Genomic DNA, 16,582 nt, shown 5'->3' with positions numbered 1-16,582 from the left:
GCCCATCGCCCGGCCGGCATGGGCACGCCTGTTGCGCCGGCGCATCTCGGTAGTCGACCGCCCTTGGCAGCCCGCCGCGGAGGACTACACTAATCCTTAATGGGGTGCGGCCGGATAACCGCGCCCTCAGGGAGACGCCGCCATGAATCGGCCGCTGAATCGTATCCTGCCGCGCGTGACCGGTCCGGCATCGGTCTGGACGTGGGTCAAGTGGTCTTTGCTCGCCGCATTGCTGATCGCGGTGGCGATCGTCGCGCGGCTCGTGCAGACCGAGATCGAAACGTCCCGGCTGCAGGCGCACTACCTGTCCGAGCTCACCCGCGACGTCGGCTACACGGTCGAAGCGGGGCCGAGCGACCACATCCGCTTCCCCGCCGACGGCCCGTACGACCGGCGCTTCGGCTACGCGATGATTCCCGCGTTCCAGCAACGACTGCTTGCACGCGGCTTCGTCGTTAGCGAACAGGCGCGCGATTCGCAGCGGATGCTGTCGCTCGGCCAGCGCGGGCTGTTTCTCCCTTACGAAGAGAAAGACCAGACAGGCCTGATGCTGTTCGATTCGACCGGCTCGCCGCTGTTCGCGACCGTGTTTCCGCAGCGCGTCTATGCCGACTTCGACACGGTGCCGCGCGTGATCGCCGATTCGCTGCTGTTCATCGAGGATCGCTACCTGCTCGATGCGAACGAACCGAACCGCAACCCCGCGATCGACTGGGGGCGCTTCGGCCGCGCGCTCGCCGACCAGGCGCTGCACGTCGTCAACCGCCACCAGGCACGCCCGGGCGGCAGCACGCTCGCGACGCAGATCGAGAAGTTCCGCCATTCGCCCGAGGGCCGCACCGCGACGCCGCCCGAGAAGCTGCGGCAGATCGCGTCCGCGTCGGTGCGCGCCTACCTGAACGGCCCGCAGACGATGCTCGCGCGCCGCACGATCGTCGTGCGCTACCTGAACTCGGTGCCGCTCGCCGCGCGGCCGCACGTGGGCGAAATCACCGGCATCGGCGACGGTCTCGCCGCGTGGTACGGCCGCGACTTCAACGACGTGAACCGCGTGCTGTCCGCGCCGACGACCGGCGACAACGTCGACCAGCAGGGCAAGACGTTCCGCGAGGTGTTGTCGCTGCTGATCGCGCAGCGCGCGCCGTCGTACTTCCTCAACCGCGGCTATCCGGCGCTGCAGAAGCTGACCGACAGCTACCTGCGGCTGCTGTCGAACGGCGGCGTGATCTCGCCCGCGCTGCGCGACGCCGCGCTCGCCGCGCAGATCGAACGCAGCGCACCGCCGGCCGCCGCGCGCGTGCAGTCGTTCGTGTCGCGCAAGGCCGTGACGTCCGCGCGCGCGTCGCTGCTGTCCGCGCTCGGCATCAGCGATCTGTACCAACTCGACCAGCTCGACCTGCAGGCCACCAGCACCCTCGACAACGGCGTACAGCAGGCGGTCGCCCAGCGGCTCGCGCAGGCGTCGACGCGCGACGGCGCGCAGGCCGCCGGCCTGTACGGTTTCGAGATGCTCGCGCCGAAGGACGATCCGTCGCATCTCACGTACAGCTTCACGCTGTACGAACACCGCAACGGCGCGAACCTGCTGCGGGTGCAGACCGACAGCGTGAACCAGCCGTTCGACGTGAATCGCGGCGGCCGCATCAACCTCGGCTCGACCGCGAAGCTGCGCACGCTGATCACGTACCTGCAGATCGTTTCCGACCTGCATGCGCGCTATGCGAACCTGTCGAACGCGGAGCTGGCGCGCGTGAAGCCCGATCCGATCGACGGGCTGTCGCGCTGGGCGCTCGACTACCTGTCGCATACGCGCGACCGCTCGCTGCAGGCAATGCTCGATGCAGCCGTCGAACGCAAGTATTCGGCGAGCCCGGACGTGTTCTACACGGGCGGCGGTGCGCAGGTGTTCTCCAACTTCGAGAAGTCGGACAACGGCCGCATCATGACGCTGCACGCGGCGTTCGAGCACTCGGTGAACCTCGTGTTCGTGCGGCTGATGCGCGACATCGTCCACTACGAAACGCTGCAGGCGGCCGGCCCGTCGTCGTCGTGGCTGGGCGATCCCGCGCAGCGCCAGCATTACCTCCAGCAATTCGTCGACGGCGAAAGCCAGGTCTACGTGAAGCGCTACTACACGCGCTATGCGGGCAAGGCGCCCGACGACGCGCTCGCGCTGATGCTGCGCGACGTACGCAAGTCGCCGCCGAAGATCGCGACGGTGCTGCGCAGCGTCGCGCCGAACGAATCGCTCGCGTGGTTCGATGCGCAGATGCGCGCGCAACTGAAAGGCACGCCGGCCGCGACGCTGTCCGACGACGATCTCGCCGCGCTCTATGCGAAGTACGCGATCGACCGCTTCAACCTCAACGACCGCGGCTATATCGCGAGCGTCCATCCGCTCGCGCTGTGGACGCTCAACTACCTGCGCGCGCACCCGGGCGCAGCGCTCGCCGACGTTCAGCGCGACAGCCGCGATGCGCGTTTCTACACGTATTCGTGGCTGTACAAGACCCGCTACCACGCGACGCAGGACCGGCGCATCCGCCGCATGGTCGAGCTGCGCGCGTATGCGGAAATCACGAAGTCGTGGCGCGCGCTCGGCTACCCGTTCGCGGAAGTGACGCCGTCCTATGCGGCCGCGATCGGCGCATCGGGCGACCAGCCCGACGCGCTCGCGAAACTGATCGGCCTGATCGCGAACGGCGGCCGGAAGGCGCCGACCGAGACGATCACGCGGCTCGATTTCGCGAAAGGCACGCCGTACGAAACCCGCTTCGTCCGCGCGGCCGCGCAGCCGCAGCCGATGCTGGCGCCGGAGATCGTCAACGTCGCGCACACGCTGCTGCGCGACGTCGTGCTCCACGGCACCGCGCGCCGCCTCGCGGGCGGGCTCACGCTGCCGGACGGCAAGACGCTCGACGTGTACGGCAAGACGGGGACGGGCGACCAGCGCTTCAACGTCTATGCGCGCGGCGCGCGGCTGATCGAGTCGCGCAAGGTCAACCGCAGCGGCACCTTCGTGTTCGCGATCGGCGACCGGTTCTTCGGGGTGCTGACGGCGACCGCGCATGAGCCGTATGCCGCGCGCTACGACTTCACGAGCGCGATGGCCGTGCAACTGCTGAAGTCGATGGCGCCGGCGCTCGCGCCGCTGATCGAACGCCCGGCCGACGCCGGCACGCGCACCGCCGGGCCCGCACCGCAGGCGGAAACGCCTGCGCCGAACGCGGCCGCCGTGCAACCGTCCTGAGCCGATTGCGGCGCATCGGCGCCCGCGCCCGGTGCGCTGCTCAGCGCGAGCGGCCGTCGTAGTGCGTGACGGGCAGCGCGTCGAGGTCGACGCCTTCGAGGCAACGCACGTTGATCGCGGCCATCGCGGTGCCGTCCGGGTGGATGCCTTCGCCGAACGCATGAATCCCGCAGCGCTTGCAGAAGCGATGCCGGATCACGTGCTTGTTGAACATGTAGGTCGCCAGATTCTCGTCGGGTGTCAGCAGCTTCATGCGGTCGCGCGGCACGAACCACATCAGCGCACCCTTGCGCTGGCAGATCGAGCAGTTGCACGCCATCACGCCCTGCAGGTCGCCTTCCGCGTCGAACGTCACGTCGCCGCAGTGACAGCTTCCGCGATAAAGCATGGTCGTCTCCCGGTGCGGCCCATGGGCGTCGTCGGCGCCCGGGCGGGCCGCCGTTGGCCGGGCCGATACAAACGCGTACAGTAGCGCTCGCATGCGCCGCACGCAATGTCCGGGCGGCGCCCATCCCTCACCGACCCAGGAGACCGTCATGCTCGAACTGCGCCCCGGCTGCGAATGCTGCGACAAGGACTTGCCGCCCGATTCGGCGGAAGCGCGCATCTGCACATTCGAGTGCACGTTTTGCGCGACCTGCGCGGACGACGTGCTGAAGGGCCGCTGCCCGAACTGCGGCGGCGACCTGGTCGCGCGCCCGCGGCGACCGGCGAGCCTGCTCGCGAAGTACCCGCCGTCGACGGAGCGCATCCACAAGCCGGGCGGCTGCGCGAACGCCTGACGCCGCGGCACCGGCCGCCCCGCTCCTGTCACGACGCTTCGATGCGCGCTCGCGTCACCGCGAGCAGCGTCGCCATCGCGCGGCGCGCGCCGTCCTCGTCGCGCACGCGGATCGCGTCGCTGACGGCCGTATGCTCGGCAAGCGACGCGTTGTATACGTCCGCCCGACGCGCATTCAGTTGCAGTTGCGCCTCGAGCGTGCGATCGATCAGCGCGCCGAGCGGCACCAGCAGCTCGTTGCCGCCGGCCTCCAGCACGCTCAGGTGAAAGCGCAGGTCGGCGCGCACCCATTCGTCGACGTTGCGCGCGGCGGCCATCGCGCGCGCCGCGCCCTCGATCGCGTCGAACGCGTCGGGCGTATGCGTGCGCGCGGCCAGCGCGGCCGCGTATGGCTCGATCATCTCGCGCATTTCCTGCAGCTTCAGCGCGAACGCGAGCGGCGGCGCGACGCGCGCATACCAGTCGAGCAGATCGGCATCGAGCAGGTTCCACGCACGGCGCGGCCGCACGCGCGTGCCGACTTTCGGCCGCGATTCGACCAACCCCTTCGACGTCAGCGTGCGCAACGCCTCGCGCATCACCGTGCGGCTCACGCCGTACATCTCCATCAGGTCGGGTTCCCTCGGCAGCAGCGATTCGGGCGGATAGTCGCCGCGCAGGATCGCCGTCGCGAGCCGGAAGGCCGTCTGTCCATGCAGGTCGCGTTGAATGATCGTTCTCCGTCGGGCGGGTGCCCACTATCTGCACATTAATGCTATTAATACTATTTTTTATTCGACTACGCTAGGATAACCGCGAAAGCACGGATCGCGCGCCGCGTCCGCACGGCCGCGCCGGTCAATCATGGAGACTCGCCTCATGAAAATCACCCGCCTCGAAACTTTCGTCGTCCCGCCCCGTTGGCTGTTCCTCAAGATCGAAACCGACGAGGGCATCGTCGGCTGGGGCGAGCCGGTCGTCGAAGGCCGCGCGCACACGGTCGAGGCCGCCGTGCACGAACTGGCCGACTACCTCGTCGGCCGCGACCCGCGCTTGATCGAGGATCACTGGCAGGTGATGTACCGCGCGGGCTTCTATCGCGGCGGGCCGATCATGATGAGCGCGATCGCGGGCGTCGACCAGGCGCTGTGGGACATCAAGGGCAAGCATCACGGCGTGCCGGTGCACGCGCTGCTGGGCGGCCAGGTGCGCGACCGCATCAAGGTGTATTCATGGATCGGCGGCGACCGGCCGAGCGACGTCGCGAACAATGCGCGCGCGGTTGTCGAGCGCGGCTTCAAGGCCTTGAAGATGAACGGCTCCGAAGAGCTGCAGATCGTCGACACCTACGACAAGGTCGAGCAGGTGATCGCGAACGTCGCGGCGGTGCGCGATGCGGTCGGCCCGCACGTGGGAATCGGCGTCGACTTCCACGGCCGCGTGCACAAGCCGATGGCGAAGGTGCTCGCGAAGGAGCTCGACCCGTACAAGCTGATGTTCATCGAGGAGCCGGTGCTGTCGGAGAACGCCGAGGCGCTGCGCGACATCGTCAACCAGACCAATACGCCGATCGCGCTCGGCGAACGGCTGTACTCGCGCTGGGATTTCAAGCACATCCTCGCGGGCGGCTACGTCGACATCATCCAGCCGGACGCATCGCACGCGGGCGGCATCACCGAATGCCGCAAGATCGCGACGCTCGCGGAAAGCTACGACGTCGCGCTCGCGCTGCACTGCCCGCTCGGGCCCATCGCGCTCGCCGCGTGCCTGCAGCTCGACGCGGTCAGCTACAACGCATTCATCCAGGAACAGAGCCTCGGCATCCACTACAACCAGGGCAACGACCTGCTCGACTACCTGCGCAATCCCGAAGTGTTCCGCTACGAAGACGGCTTCGTCGCGATCCCGCAGGGCCCGGGGCTCGGCATCGACGTGAACGAGGAAAAGGTGCGCGAGATGGCGAAGACGGGCCATCGCTGGCGCAACCCGGTGTGGCGCCACGCGGACGGCAGCGTCGCCGAGTGGTGAGTGCGATGCGCATCGCGCGCGGCTGCGGCCGGCGCGATACGCATTCGGTTGCCGACGGCCGGTTCCGGATGGCCGGTCTCGGATAGCCGGTTCCGAACGGCCGCCCGACAGGGCGGCCGTTTTACATGCGCGGCGCCATGACGTCGCGCCGCACGGAGCGCGCCGTCAGCCGAGCGCCGCGAACCCCGGCACGCTGAACGACAGCACGGCCGCCGCGACGAATACGCCGATCATCGTCATCCCTTCGAGATGCAGGATGTTGCGGAACGTGTACGCGTCCTCGGTCGACGCGGTGCGGCGCAGGCGCGGCAGCGCCGAGAAGCGGTTGAGCCCGCCGAGCACGAGCGCGAGCGCGACGAGCAGCAGCTTCAGCAGCAACACGCGCCCCCACGTGCTGCCGTCGAGCGGCGCGAGCGAGCCGCCGAGCCCGCGGATCGCGTTGAGCACGCCGGTGCCGAGCACGAAGACGACCGCGACGATCGACGTACGCGACAGGTGCTGGCCGATGCGGATCAGCGCGCCGCGCGCGACCGACGAGCCCAGCGCCGGCAGCACCGCGAGCCCACCCGCGAGCACGAGGCCGCCCCATACGGCGGTGGCCAACAGGTGCAGCGTCTGCACGCCGACCGCCGCGGACAGCACGCCGCTATCGGCCGCATGGCCGAGCGACGCCTTGCCGGCCGCGACCACGATCACCGCGAGCCACAGCACCGCATGCGCGAGCGGGCCGTCCGGCTTCGCGAGCGCGACGATCGCGAGCACCACCGCGCCGGCGAACGCGACGCTCCACGCGAAGCCCGTGTGCGTCTGCATCAGCATGACGGGCATCGCGGCGAACGCGCCGCCGAGCCCCGCGCCGCTCATCGCCGCGGCCTCGTAGACGAGCCAGCCGAGATCGGCGAGCACCAGTGCCAGCGCCGCCGCGACCAGCGAATGTTGCGCACGCAGCCATGCGGGGTGCGACGGCGCGACGACCGGCCGCGCACCGTCCTTGCCGAGCCACGCCTTGAGCAGCGCCGAGCCGACCGCCATCGCGAACGCCGCGTCCATCAGCGCCGCGAGCGCGACCTGCCCGATCCACAAGCTGTCGAACTTCATCGCGCATGCCCTCCCGCAAGCAGCAGGCCGGCAGTGCGGCGGCAACGGGACGGACGGCGTGAGGCAGGCAACGGCACGGTAAGAAACGTCATCGATGAATCCGGAAACGGGAGAAATGACTGGACCTGCGGCGGAGGCGGCGCCGCGCGACCCGCGAGTGTACGGTCTTCGAGGGTGAAAGCGCACGCCGGTTCACTCGCGCGTGGCGCAATGCGCGTCAAATTGTCGCAAGTCGCAAACAGACAGGAACCGATGTCCTTTCGTCAAATAGCCGTCATTACCCATCGATGATAGAATGCCGCGTCGCAGCAGCCCGGCTGTCCTGCCGTCCATGCGCCGAGCCGATCGTAGCCCGGACAAGGTCCCCGACGAATAATCATGGAGTCTCGTGTGTCTTCAAGACGCCTCTTCCGTCCGCTGCTCGCCGTTCTGATGATCGGCGGCGCGGGCCTTACGAGCGCTGCCCAAGCGCAGACCAAGCCCACGGAGCAAGCGCACGCCCAGCAGGCGCCGCTCAAGGCACCCGATACCATGGCCGAGCGCGTGCGCGGCTGTACCGCATGCCACGGCGTTCACGGCCAGGGCACGGACAACGACTATTTCCCGCGGCTTGCCGGCAAGCCGGCCGAGTACCTGTACAACCAGCTCGTCAACTTCCGTGACGGCCGGCGCAAGTACCCGCCGATGAATTACCTGCTGACGTACCTGAACGACGACTACCTGCGCGAAATCGCCGAGCACTTCTCGGCCGAACGTCCGCCGTACCCGACGCCGGCGAAGCCGACGCTGCCGGCCGCGACGCTCGCCCGCGGCAAGCAGCTCGTCACGCAGGGCGACCCGTCCCGCAAGCTGCCGGCCTGCGTGGCCTGCCACGGCGCAGGGCTGACCGGCATGCAGCCGGCGATCCCGGGCCTCGTCGGCCTGCACGCCGATTACCTGAGCGCACAGCTCGGCGCATGGCGCTCGGGCAACCGCCACGCGAAGGCGCCCGATTGCATGCACGACATCGCCGCGAAGCTTTCCGACGAAGACGTGACGGCCGTGACCGCATGGCTCGCCGCGCAACCGGCGCCCGCCAACCCCGTGCCGGCTCCGGCGCGTTCGATGAAGACTCCGCTCGCCTGCGGCAGCGAACCGCAATAAGGCAAGGGAGACAGACACAATGAAACGCAAGTCCCTGTTTGCACTCTCGGCCGTCGCGATCATCGCGGCCGCCGCCCTCGTGCCGGTTCTGTGGCCGGGCAACGACACGCTGCACGGCGCTGCCGCCGTCGCGGCCACGCCGGCCGACCAGGCGGCGCTGATCAAGAAGGGCGAATACCTCGCGCGCGTCGGCGACTGTATCGCGTGCCACACCGTGCGCGGCGGCAAGCCGTTCGCGGGCGGCCTGCCGATGGCGACGCCGTTCGGCACGATGTACACGCCGAACATCACGCCGGACGACCAGAACGGTATCGGCAAGTGGACGTCGGACGACTTCTACCGCGCGATGCACACCGGCCGTTCGAAGGACGGCAGCCTGCTCTATCCGGGCTTCCCGTTCGCGAGCTACACGAAGGTCACGCGCGCCGATTCGGACGCGATCTACGCGTACCTGCGCTCGGTGGCGCCGGTGTCGGTGCCGAGCCGCCCGCACGAACTGAAGTTCCCGTTCAACAACCGCAACCTGCTGATCGGCTGGCGCACGCTGTTCTTCAAGGAAGGCGAGTACAAGCCGGATCCGACGAAGTCGGTCGAATGGAACCGCGGCGCGTATCTCGTCGAAGGCCTCGGCCACTGCTCGATGTGCCACACGTCGATCAACATGATGGGCGGCCCAGTGAACTCGTCGGCGTTCGCCGGCGGCCTGATCCCGCTGCAGAACTGGTATGCGCCGTCGCTGACGAACGACAAGGAACTCGGCCTCGGCGACTGGCACGTGCAGGAGCTGTCCGACCTGCTGCAAGCCGGCGTGTCGCAGAAGGGCGCCGTGTTCGGCCCGATGGCGGACGTGGTCCACAACAGCCTGCAGTACATGACCGACGAAGATACGCGCGCGATGTCGACGTACCTGAAGTCGATCCCGCAGAAGGCCGAAGCGCCGAAGAACATGCAGTACGAGCCGTCGAAGCAGTTCGGCAACGCGCTGTTCGAGCAGGGCAAGAAGATCTACGCGGACAACTGCGCGACCTGCCACGCCGAAAACGGCGCCGGCAAGCCGCCGGCCTATCCGCCGCTCGCGGGCAACCACTCGATCATGATGGAATCGGCCGTCAACCCGATCCGCATGGTGCTGAATGGCGGCTACCCGCCGAGCACGTTCAAGAACCCGCGTCCGTACGGGATGCCGCCGTTCGCACAGTCGCTGTCGAACCAGGAAGTCGCGGCGGTCGTCACGTATATCCGGATGTCTTGGGGTAACAACGGTACGCCGATCTCGCCGCAACAGGTGAGCGATCTGCGTTCCGCGCCGCTCGACTAAGAAGCGGCTCACACACACGGGGCGCGGCTGCGGGAAACCGCGGCCGCGCCCTTTTGCTTTTTGGCTGTTTTGCGATGCAGGTTTGCCGCGCGGGCCGCGCGATGCATCGCCGATCATAAAACTCAAGAGTGGTATCTATGTCTTTCGAATCTCTCGGCCTGGCCGAACCGCTGGTCAAGGCGGTCAACGAACTCGGCTACACGTCGCCGACCCCGATCCAGCAGCAGGCGATCCCGGCCGTCCTCGGCGGCGGCGACCTGCTCGCCGGCGCACAAACCGGCACCGGCAAGACCGCCGGCTTCACGCTGCCGATCCTGCAACGCCTGCACACGTTCTATGCCGAGCACCGTGGCGCGAAGCGCGCAGTGCGCGCGCTGATCCTCACGCCGACGCGCGAACTCGCCGCCCAGGTCGAGGAAAGCGTGCGCGCGTACAGCAAGTACCTGAAGCTGCGCTCGACCGTGATGTTCGGCGGCGTCAGCATCAATCCGCAGATCGATGCGCTCAAGCGCGGCGTCGACATCGTCGTCGCGACGCCGGGGCGCCTGCTCGACCACATGCAGCAGAAGACCATCGACCTGTCGGATCTCGACATCCTCGTGCTCGACGAAGCCGACCGGATGCTCGACATGGGCTTCATCCACGACATCAAGCGCGTGCTCGCGAAGCTGCCGCCGCAGCGCCAGAACCTGCTGTTCTCGGCCACCTTCTCCGACGAGATCAAGGCGCTTGCCGACAGCCTGCTCGACTCGCCCGCGCTGATCGAGGTCGCCCGCCGCAACACGACCGCCGAGAGCGTCGCGCAGAAGATCCATCCGGTCGACCGCGACCGCAAGCGCGAGTTGCTCACGCACCTGATCCGCGAGCACAACTGGTTCCAGGTGCTCGTGTTCACGCGCACCAAGCACGGTGCGAACCGGCTTGCGGAGCAACTGACGAAGGACGGCATCAGCGCGATGGCGATCCACGGCAACAAGAGCCAGTCGGCCCGTACGCGCGCGCTGGCCGAGTTCAAGAACAGCACGCTGCAGGTGCTCGTCGCGACCGATATCGCCGCGCGCGGGATCGACATCGACCAGTTGCCGCACGTCGTCAACTTCGACCTGCCGAACGTGCCCGAGGATTACGTGCACCGGATCGGCCGCACGGGCCGCGCGGGCGCGACCGGCGAAGCCGTGTCGCTCGTGTGCGTCGACGAGAAGCAATTGCTGCGCGACATCGAGCGGCTGATCAAGCGCGAGATTCCGCAGGAAGTGATCGCGGGCTTCGAACCCGATCCGAACGCGAAGCCGGAGCCGATCCAGCAGCGCCGCGGGCAACAGCAACCGCGCGGCGGCGGCGGCAATCGCCCGCCGCGTGGCGGCGGCTCAGGCCAGCCGGCCGCGAAACGCGACGGCAACGCGCAACCGAAGGCCGGGCAACCGAAAGCGGCACCGCAAAAGGCAGCGAAGCCGCGCACGCAGGGCGGCGCCGGTGGTAACGGCGGCGGCCGTCCGGCGGGCGGCGGCAACGGCGCCCGGCCGGCGAGCGGCAACGCCGCGCACGCGAACCGCAACCGTTCGTCGCGCAGCGGCCAGCGCGGTCACTGAAGCCGCGCGGCCGCGCGCCGCAGGTGCTCGATCTGGCGCTGCCAGCGTGCGAGCACCGCGGCGCGCTCCCCTTCCAGCGTGAACGTGACGCCCGTCGCGAGACGCGCATAGCCGACCCGCTGCGCATCGCCGTGCGCGATCGTCGCAGCGAATCCGGCCAGTCCCCCGAAGTCTCCTTCGAGCGGCGCCATCTCCAGTTGCGCCTGAAAGAACGCACCGTCCGCGACGAGCGTCAACGCGGCCGTGCGCCGTTGCGCGATCGCGCGGGCCGCCCGCGACTGCGGCCAGAGCACGATCAGCAGCGTGCGCGCATCGTGCGCATAGATCTCGCCGACGCCGAGCAGCGTCGTGCGCAACTGGCCGTCGTCGGTCGCGACGATCAGCGACGCGGCGATATCGGCATGACGTTCGAGTGCGGTGCCGTCGAACAACGACACGACGGCGGACGGCCACGCGTCGAAGGTCCATTGTTCGAGCGCGTGGCGATGGGTATCGGTCATGATGGCGTGGCCCGGGTACGGATCGGACGAGGATGCGCCAGCATAGCGCGACGGGCCGCGCCGCGACGATCAGCGCAGGAAAACGTGCCGCGTGATCTTCGTGAGCGGATAGTGGACGCCCGGCTGGATCTTCGCGGGCAGATCGAGCGGCTTGAGCAGCATCTTCACGCACATGTCGGCCGACAGGTTGCGCCGCACGAGCCTGCTGATGCGCGCGGCGCGCTCGCGATTGTATTGGCTGTCGCCGACGCGGTCCGGATAGCGGATCGCGAATACGTGGCGCAGCGCGATCTCGGAATCCTCGTTCTTGATTTCCATCACGCGGCGCGCGAGCGCCCCGAGCACCGCGAGCCGGCCGTTGCCTTCGACCTGGTTGTACTTCTTGAAGAACTTGAAGAAGTGCTTGTAGTGGCGCACTTCGTCCGTGCGGATGTTGTCGGTGATTTCCTTCAGCACCGGCTCGTCCGAGCATTCGTTGATCGCGCGATAGAGCGTGGCCGTGCCCGTTTCGACGACGCAGCGTGCGACCATTTCAAGCGCGCGGGTCTTTTCGAACGCCTCGACCGAGCAGGTCTTCGAATACTCGGCAAAGAAATTCGCGAAGGCGGTATCCCAGTCGAACTCGGGCCACACGTGCGCGATGTACGCCTTCAGCGCGCGGCCGTGCTGCAATTCTTCGTGCTCCCACGCATTGTTGAGCCATGCGGAAACTTCCGGATCATCGTTGAAGAATTCGCTCAGATTGCTCGTATAGAGATCCGAGCCGCTTTCGATGAACGACGATGCGCACAGCAGCAACAACAGATCCTCGTTCGCGGCGGCACGCTGACGATCGATCCGGTTCAGGTCGATGTCCTCGATACGCCACGGCATCACATGCGTCGTTTTGGTGTCCATGGTGGTGCGCTCCCAGTCGTCGCGCGGAGGCCGGCCCATGCCTGGGGCACAGGCGCCAGCCGATCCGCAGGCGGCGTTTTACATGCGTTTATAGTGAATCGGTCCGGCCGAACCATCCTGGCATCTTAGCCGGACTTTGACGTTCGTGCTCCAAAGCACTGACCATACCCGGCAGGCGCAGTTCCACGGCGTCCGTTGCCGTTCGTTAGACGAGGCCTTCGAACCGCTTGCGCGCGTGCGACCGTATCCGCCGCGCGAAACGAAACGGGCGGCCGCCGGGCCGCCCGTGATGCGTGAAAATTGCCGGTAACGCTGGAAGCGATCCGTCAGAAACCGGCCGCCAGCCCGTCGCGCCGGCTGTCGCTCGCGGCCACGTAGCCGCGCTCCGGATCGTCGGGATCGAGGCGCCAGACGAACTGCCCCGAACCGAAATCCATGTAAGGATCGTCGATCGACTGGATCGTGTGGCCGCGGGCGGCCAGCGCGTCGACCGTCGCGCGGTTCATCGTCGCCTCGACGTCGAGCGTGAAGTCGCGGTTGACCTTCCAGCGCGGCGCGCAACATGCGGCCTGCGGCTGCTGGCCATAGCCGAGCATCCGCACGACGGTCTGCAGATGGCCCTGCGGCTGCATGTCGCCGCCCATCACGCCGAAGCTCATCACGGCCTCGGTGCGGCCGTTGGCTTCCTCGGTGACGAACGCCGGGATGATCGTGTGGAACGGCCGCTTGCCGCCCGCGACGACGTTCGGCGAAGCCGGGTCCATCGAGAAGCCGTGCCCGCGGTTCTGCAGCGCAATGCCCGTGCCGGGCACGACGAGCCCCGAACCGAAGCCCATGTAGTTCGACTGGATGAAGCTCACCATCATTCCGCGTTCGTCGGCCGCCGCGAGGTAGATCGTGCCGCCCGAATGCGGGCGGCCGGCGGCGAAGTGCGTCGCGCGGGCAGGATCGATCAGCTTCGCGCGTTCGGCGAGATAGGCATCGTCGAGCATCTGTTCGGGCGTGACGTCCATCGCGCGCGGATCGGCGACGTAGCGATAGACGTCCGCGAACGCGAGCTTCATCGCCTCGATCTGCAGATGCTGCGAATCGACCGAGTCGACCGGCCATTCGGTCGCGCCCGCATGCTCGGCGATGCCGAGCGCGATCAGCGCGGCGATGCCCTGCCCGTTCGGCGGGATCTCGTGAATCGTGTGGCGGCCGAAGCGCTTGCCGATCGGCTCGACCCATTCCGGCCGGTACGCGCGCAAGTCGGCTTCGGTCAGCGCGCCGCCGCCTTCGCGCGCGAACGCGGCGATACGCTCGGCGAGCGCGCCTTCGTAGAACGCACGGGCACCGTCCTTCGCGAGCGTGCGCAGCGTCTGCGCATGCCCGGGCAGGCACATGCGTTCACCGACGAGCGGCGCGCGGCCGCGCGGCATGAAGGTGTCCGCGAAGCCGGGCAGGCCCTGCAGTTCGGGAACGGCCGCCGCCCACTTGTGCGCGACGATCGGCGACACCGAATAGCCGCGCTCCGCGATCTCGATCGCCGGCTCGAGCAGGTCCGCGAACGGCAGCGAACCGAACTTCGCGTGCAGCGCTTCCCAGCCCGCGATCACGCCCGGCACGGTGACGGTGTCCCAGCCGCGCGTCGGCTTGTTCGCGATGCCGCGCGCGTTGGCGCCGTGGCGCTTGCGGAAGTAGTCGACGTTCCACGCGGCCGGCGCGACGCCCGATGCATTCAGCCCGGACAGCCGCTCGCCGTCCCACACGAGCGCAAATGCATCGCCGCCGAGCCCGCACGACACGGGCTCGACGACCGTGATCGCGGCGGCCGCGGCCAGCGCCGCGTCCACCGCGTTGCCGCCCTTCCACAGCATCCGCAGCCCGGCCTGCGCGGCAAGCGGGTGCGACGTCGACACGACGTTGCGCGCGAACACCGGGATGCGGGTCGACGGATACGGGTTGTGCCAGTTGAAATCAGTCATCGATACCACCTCGTCGAAAGCCGAATGAACGCGCCCGCGCGAGCGGGCAATCCGCCATTCCAGCGCGATCGGCGCAATCGCACAAATTCATTTGTCACATGAATCCATGCAATTTCTACATGATTCATGTGCGCCGACGGCCGGCTGGCCGGCCGAACGCCCGTTGCCGCCCTTACAATACCCGCTCCGTCTCACGCCCCGACCATCGAGCCATGACCCGAGATCCCCGCCTCACCCTCAACGCGCGCCAGCAGGAATTGCTCGAATGGGTGCAGCGCGACGGCTTCGTGACCGTCGACGATCTCGCCGCGCATTTCGCGGTGACGCCGCAGACGATCCGCCGCGACGTGAACTGGCTCGCCGACCTGAACCTGCTGCGCCGCTACCACGGCGGCGCGAGCCTGCCGACCAGCTCGGAGAACGTGTCGTATACGGCGCGCCAGCGGATGTTCCACGACGAGAAGCGGCGCATCGCGGCGCTCGCGGCGTCGCACATCCCCGACCAGGCGTCGCTGTTCATCAACCTCGGCACGACGACCGAGGAAGTCGCGCGCGCGCTGAACCGCCATCACGGGCTGCACGTGATCACGAACAACCTGAACGTCGCGTCGATGATGAGCGGCTACCCCGACTGCGAGGTGCTGATCACGGGCGGCATCGTGCGGCCGTGGGACAAGGGCATCGTCGGCGAGCTCGCGATCGACTTCATCCGCCAGTTCAAGGTCGACTACGCGATCATCGGCACGTCGGCGATCGAGGCCGACGGCACGCTGCGCGATTTCGACACGCGCGAGGTGCGCGTCGCCGAGGCGATCATGCAGCATGCGCGCACGGTCTACCTCGTGACCGACCATTCGAAGGTCGGCCGCCCGGCGCTGGTGCGCCAGGGCCATCTGAGCCAGGTGCACGCGCTTTTCACCGACAAGCCGCTGCCGCCCGACATGGCCGACACGGTGGCCGCGGCCGGCACCCAGGTGTACGTCGCGGAATGACGCTCGCGATGTTGCAGCGCACCTGAAACTTCAAGTGAAATCCAGAAGTTGACGCCGCGCGCGAACCGCTCGCGGCGGGCCCTTCTGTCAAACGGAAAATTAACGGGGCACGATTTGTCGTTGCCTGCGCGCTCGACTAGACTCCAGTTCCCCGGCCCGTTCGCCGATCCGCCTGTGCCAGGGCGGTGCGAATCGCAGGCCGGCGAATGCAGCTTTTCCCCCCAAGCCATACCCTCGCGGGGTATCGCGCGGCGGCGTATGCGCCGGCCGCGCGGGCAGTCCGATTGCCATGGAGAGAACGATGCTGAGTCCGCATGAATTCGCCACGCTCTTGCTTGTGAAGGACGCGCCTGATCAGCGCGACATGGATCGGGATGAACTGGACATCCTGCTCGAACAACAGCTCGTCCGCCTGGAAGGGCTCGGCTCGGGACGCAAATACTGCGTGACCGAGACCGGCGACGCCGCGCTGCGATCCATCAAGTACCGCTATTCGTAAGCCCCGCCGCTTTGACCCGAACGCGCGGCCGGACTCCGGCCGCGCGTTCGTTTCGGCCTCCCGCCTGCCCGCCGTTCGCCGCCCCCGGCATCAGCCGCCGCGCAGCGTCGGATCGACCGCCGCCCGCCAGCTGATGGCCTGCGCACGCGCCCCGTTGAAATAGGCGATCCAGCCGGCGCGCGCCGCCGCGTCGGGCGCCACATAGTGGGTCGAAAGTTCGTTTACGAACGCACAATAGTTCGCCTCGGTCAGCCCGCGATACCGTTTCGCGACGTACGCGTCGTACAGCGTCGAATAGACCGGCTGCGCGTCCGCGCCCCAGTCGCGCGCCGCGCCGCCGCACGACGTCTGCAGGTCGACGAACGACGGCGCCCGCCAGTTGCCGGCGAGCGGCGGCATACCCGCGCTGCACCCCGCCAGAAGGACGGCGCACACGCCGGCCCACATCCCAATACGCATGATTCACCTCGCGAAACGGTCGATTTCGTCAGTATCGTCCGGGATCGGCTGGCGCGCTACTGGCCCCGCTTTTTCGAACTTT

15 protein-coding genes are annotated in these 16,582 nt (G+C 68.0%); 8 read left to right on the top strand and 7 right to left on the bottom strand.

The annotated features are described in order from the left end of the window. The first annotated feature begins 142 nt into the window (after positions 1-142). The gene (locus WT24_RS00355) at positions 143-3,250 is read left to right on the top strand and encodes a transglycosylase domain-containing protein (RefSeq protein ID WP_059794033.1); all 3,108 of its coding nucleotides are present in this window, start codon (positions 143-145) and stop codon (positions 3,248-3,250) included. 40 nt (positions 3,251-3,290) lie between these two features. Here the strand turns inward: WT24_RS00355 and WT24_RS00350 are convergent, their stop codons facing one another. Continuing rightward, complete coding sequence (locus WT24_RS00350; protein WP_059504531.1) at positions 3,291-3,638, bottom strand: GFA family protein; 348 nt, start codon at positions 3,636-3,638, stop codon at positions 3,291-3,293. A gap of 148 nt (positions 3,639-3,786) precedes the next feature. Here WT24_RS00350 and WT24_RS00345 point away from each other — a divergent pair, with 148 nt between their 5' ends. Then, the gene (locus WT24_RS00345) at positions 3,787-4,032 is read left to right on the top strand and encodes a DUF1272 domain-containing protein (RefSeq protein WP_006483256.1); all 246 of its coding nucleotides are present in this window, start codon (positions 3,787-3,789) and stop codon (positions 4,030-4,032) included. Between the two features lie 28 nt (positions 4,033-4,060). Here the strand turns inward: WT24_RS00345 and WT24_RS00340 are convergent, their stop codons facing one another. Beyond that, the gene (locus WT24_RS00340; protein ID WP_034208310.1) at positions 4,061-4,744 is read right to left on the bottom strand and encodes a FadR/GntR family transcriptional regulator; all 684 of its coding nucleotides are present in this window, start codon (positions 4,742-4,744) and stop codon (positions 4,061-4,063) included. Between the two features lie 145 nt (positions 4,745-4,889). Here WT24_RS00340 and dgoD point away from each other — a divergent pair, with 145 nt between their 5' ends. Further along, positions 4,890-6,038 carry a galactonate dehydratase gene (gene dgoD / locus WT24_RS00335; RefSeq protein ID WP_059504527.1) on the top strand — a complete coding sequence of 383 codons (1,149 nt, stop codon included), beginning with the start codon at positions 4,890-4,892 and terminating at the stop codon, positions 6,036-6,038. 165 nt (positions 6,039-6,203) lie between these two features. On the opposite strand, the gene WT24_RS00330 is transcribed toward dgoD, so the two are convergent. Beyond that, the gene (locus WT24_RS00330; protein ID WP_059504525.1) at positions 6,204-7,136 is read right to left on the bottom strand and encodes a CopD family protein; all 933 of its coding nucleotides are present in this window, start codon (positions 7,134-7,136) and stop codon (positions 6,204-6,206) included. A gap of 378 nt (positions 7,137-7,514) precedes the next feature. Between WT24_RS00330 and WT24_RS00325 the strand changes: the two genes are divergently transcribed. The 3 genes from WT24_RS00325 (at position 7,515) to WT24_RS00315 (ending at position 11,186) form a co-directional block, all read left to right on the top strand. Next, positions 7,515-8,279: a c-type cytochrome gene (locus WT24_RS00325; protein ID WP_034208313.1), complete on the top strand. Its 765-nt coding sequence runs from the start codon at positions 7,515-7,517 to the stop codon at positions 8,277-8,279. 19 nt (positions 8,280-8,298) lie between these two features. Next, the gene (locus WT24_RS00320; RefSeq protein ID WP_059794029.1) at positions 8,299-9,597 is read left to right on the top strand and encodes a cytochrome c; all 1,299 of its coding nucleotides are present in this window, start codon (positions 8,299-8,301) and stop codon (positions 9,595-9,597) included. 137 nt (positions 9,598-9,734) lie between these two features. Further along, positions 9,735-11,186 carry a DEAD/DEAH box helicase gene (locus tag WT24_RS00315; protein ID WP_059504521.1) on the top strand — a complete coding sequence of 484 codons (1,452 nt, stop codon included), beginning with the start codon at positions 9,735-9,737 and terminating at the stop codon, positions 11,184-11,186. Here the strand turns inward: WT24_RS00315 and WT24_RS00310 are convergent. The 3 genes from WT24_RS00310 to WT24_RS00300 form a co-directional block, all read right to left on the bottom strand. Next, a complete protein-coding gene (locus WT24_RS00310; protein WP_060030380.1) occupies positions 11,180-11,686 on the bottom strand; it encodes a hypothetical protein in 507 nt (168 codons plus the stop codon). The two genes, WT24_RS00315 and WT24_RS00310, sit on opposite strands and share 7 nt — an antisense overlap. 69 nt (positions 11,687-11,755) lie before the next feature. Continuing rightward, a complete protein-coding gene (locus WT24_RS00305; protein WP_034208317.1) occupies positions 11,756-12,583 on the bottom strand; it encodes a ferritin-like domain-containing protein in 828 nt (275 codons plus the stop codon). A gap of 326 nt (positions 12,584-12,909) precedes the next feature. Then, the gene (locus WT24_RS00300; RefSeq protein WP_060030378.1) at positions 12,910-14,550 is read right to left on the bottom strand and encodes a gamma-glutamyltransferase family protein; all 1,641 of its coding nucleotides are present in this window, start codon (positions 14,548-14,550) and stop codon (positions 12,910-12,912) included. Between the two features lie 212 nt (positions 14,551-14,762). On the opposite strand from WT24_RS00300, the gene WT24_RS00295 reads away from it, so the two are divergent. Beyond that, positions 14,763-15,542: a DeoR/GlpR family DNA-binding transcription regulator gene (locus WT24_RS00295; protein ID WP_034208319.1), complete on the top strand. Its 780-nt coding sequence runs from the start codon at positions 14,763-14,765 to the stop codon at positions 15,540-15,542. 301 nt (positions 15,543-15,843) lie between these two features. Next, positions 15,844-16,041, top strand: coding sequence for a hypothetical protein (locus tag WT24_RS00290; RefSeq protein ID WP_006477892.1), 198 nt, complete (start codon positions 15,844-15,846; stop codon positions 16,039-16,041). Positions 16,042-16,131: 90 nt separating this feature from the next. On the opposite strand, the gene WT24_RS00285 is transcribed toward WT24_RS00290, so the two are convergent. Next, positions 16,132-16,500 carry a hypothetical protein gene (locus WT24_RS00285; RefSeq protein WP_041489246.1) on the bottom strand — a complete coding sequence of 123 codons (369 nt, stop codon included), beginning with the start codon at positions 16,498-16,500 and terminating at the stop codon, positions 16,132-16,134. Positions 16,501-16,582 lie beyond the last annotated feature (82 nt).

This window comes from Burkholderia sp. MSMB1078WGS (genome assembly GCF_001528895.1).
Lineage (GTDB): Bacteria > Pseudomonadota > Gammaproteobacteria > Burkholderiales > Burkholderiaceae > Burkholderia.
This window is presented reverse-complemented; position numbering and strand designations above follow the sequence as displayed.

Excerpts from the sequence above, each read along its gene's own strand:
- WT24_RS00330 (WP_059504525.1), bottom strand. The coding sequence starts at position 7,136 with ATGAAGTTCGACAGCTTGTGGATCGGGCAGGTCGCGCTCGCGGCGCTG.
- WT24_RS00295 (WP_034208319.1), top strand. The coding sequence starts at position 14,763 with ATGACCCGAGATCCCCGCCTCACCCTCAACGCGCGCCAGCAGGAATTG.
- WT24_RS00320 (WP_059794029.1), top strand. The coding sequence starts at position 8,299 with ATGAAACGCAAGTCCCTGTTTGCACTCTCGGCCGTCGCGATCATCGCG.
- WT24_RS00345 (WP_006483256.1), top strand. The coding sequence starts at position 3,787 with ATGCTCGAACTGCGCCCCGGCTGCGAATGCTGCGACAAGGACTTGCCG.
- WT24_RS00355 (WP_059794033.1), top strand. The coding sequence starts at position 143 with ATGAATCGGCCGCTGAATCGTATCCTGCCGCGCGTGACCGGTCCGGCA.
- WT24_RS00305 (WP_034208317.1), bottom strand. The coding sequence starts at position 12,583 with ATGGACACCAAAACGACGCATGTGATGCCGTGGCGTATCGAGGACATC.
- WT24_RS00290 (WP_006477892.1), top strand. The coding sequence starts at position 15,844 with ATGCTGAGTCCGCATGAATTCGCCACGCTCTTGCTTGTGAAGGACGCG.
- WT24_RS00285 (WP_041489246.1), bottom strand. The coding sequence starts at position 16,500 with ATGCGTATTGGGATGTGGGCCGGCGTGTGCGCCGTCCTTCTGGCGGGG.
- WT24_RS00350 (WP_059504531.1), bottom strand. The coding sequence starts at position 3,638 with ATGCTTTATCGCGGAAGCTGTCACTGCGGCGACGTGACGTTCGACGCG.
- WT24_RS00315 (WP_059504521.1), top strand. The coding sequence starts at position 9,735 with ATGTCTTTCGAATCTCTCGGCCTGGCCGAACCGCTGGTCAAGGCGGTC.
- dgoD (WP_059504527.1), top strand. The coding sequence starts at position 4,890 with ATGAAAATCACCCGCCTCGAAACTTTCGTCGTCCCGCCCCGTTGGCTG.
- WT24_RS00310 (WP_060030380.1), bottom strand. The coding sequence starts at position 11,686 with ATGACCGATACCCATCGCCACGCGCTCGAACAATGGACCTTCGACGCG.
- WT24_RS00300 (WP_060030378.1), bottom strand. The coding sequence starts at position 14,550 with ATGACTGATTTCAACTGGCACAACCCGTATCCGTCGACCCGCATCCCG.
- WT24_RS00325 (WP_034208313.1), top strand. The coding sequence starts at position 7,515 with ATGGAGTCTCGTGTGTCTTCAAGACGCCTCTTCCGTCCGCTGCTCGCC.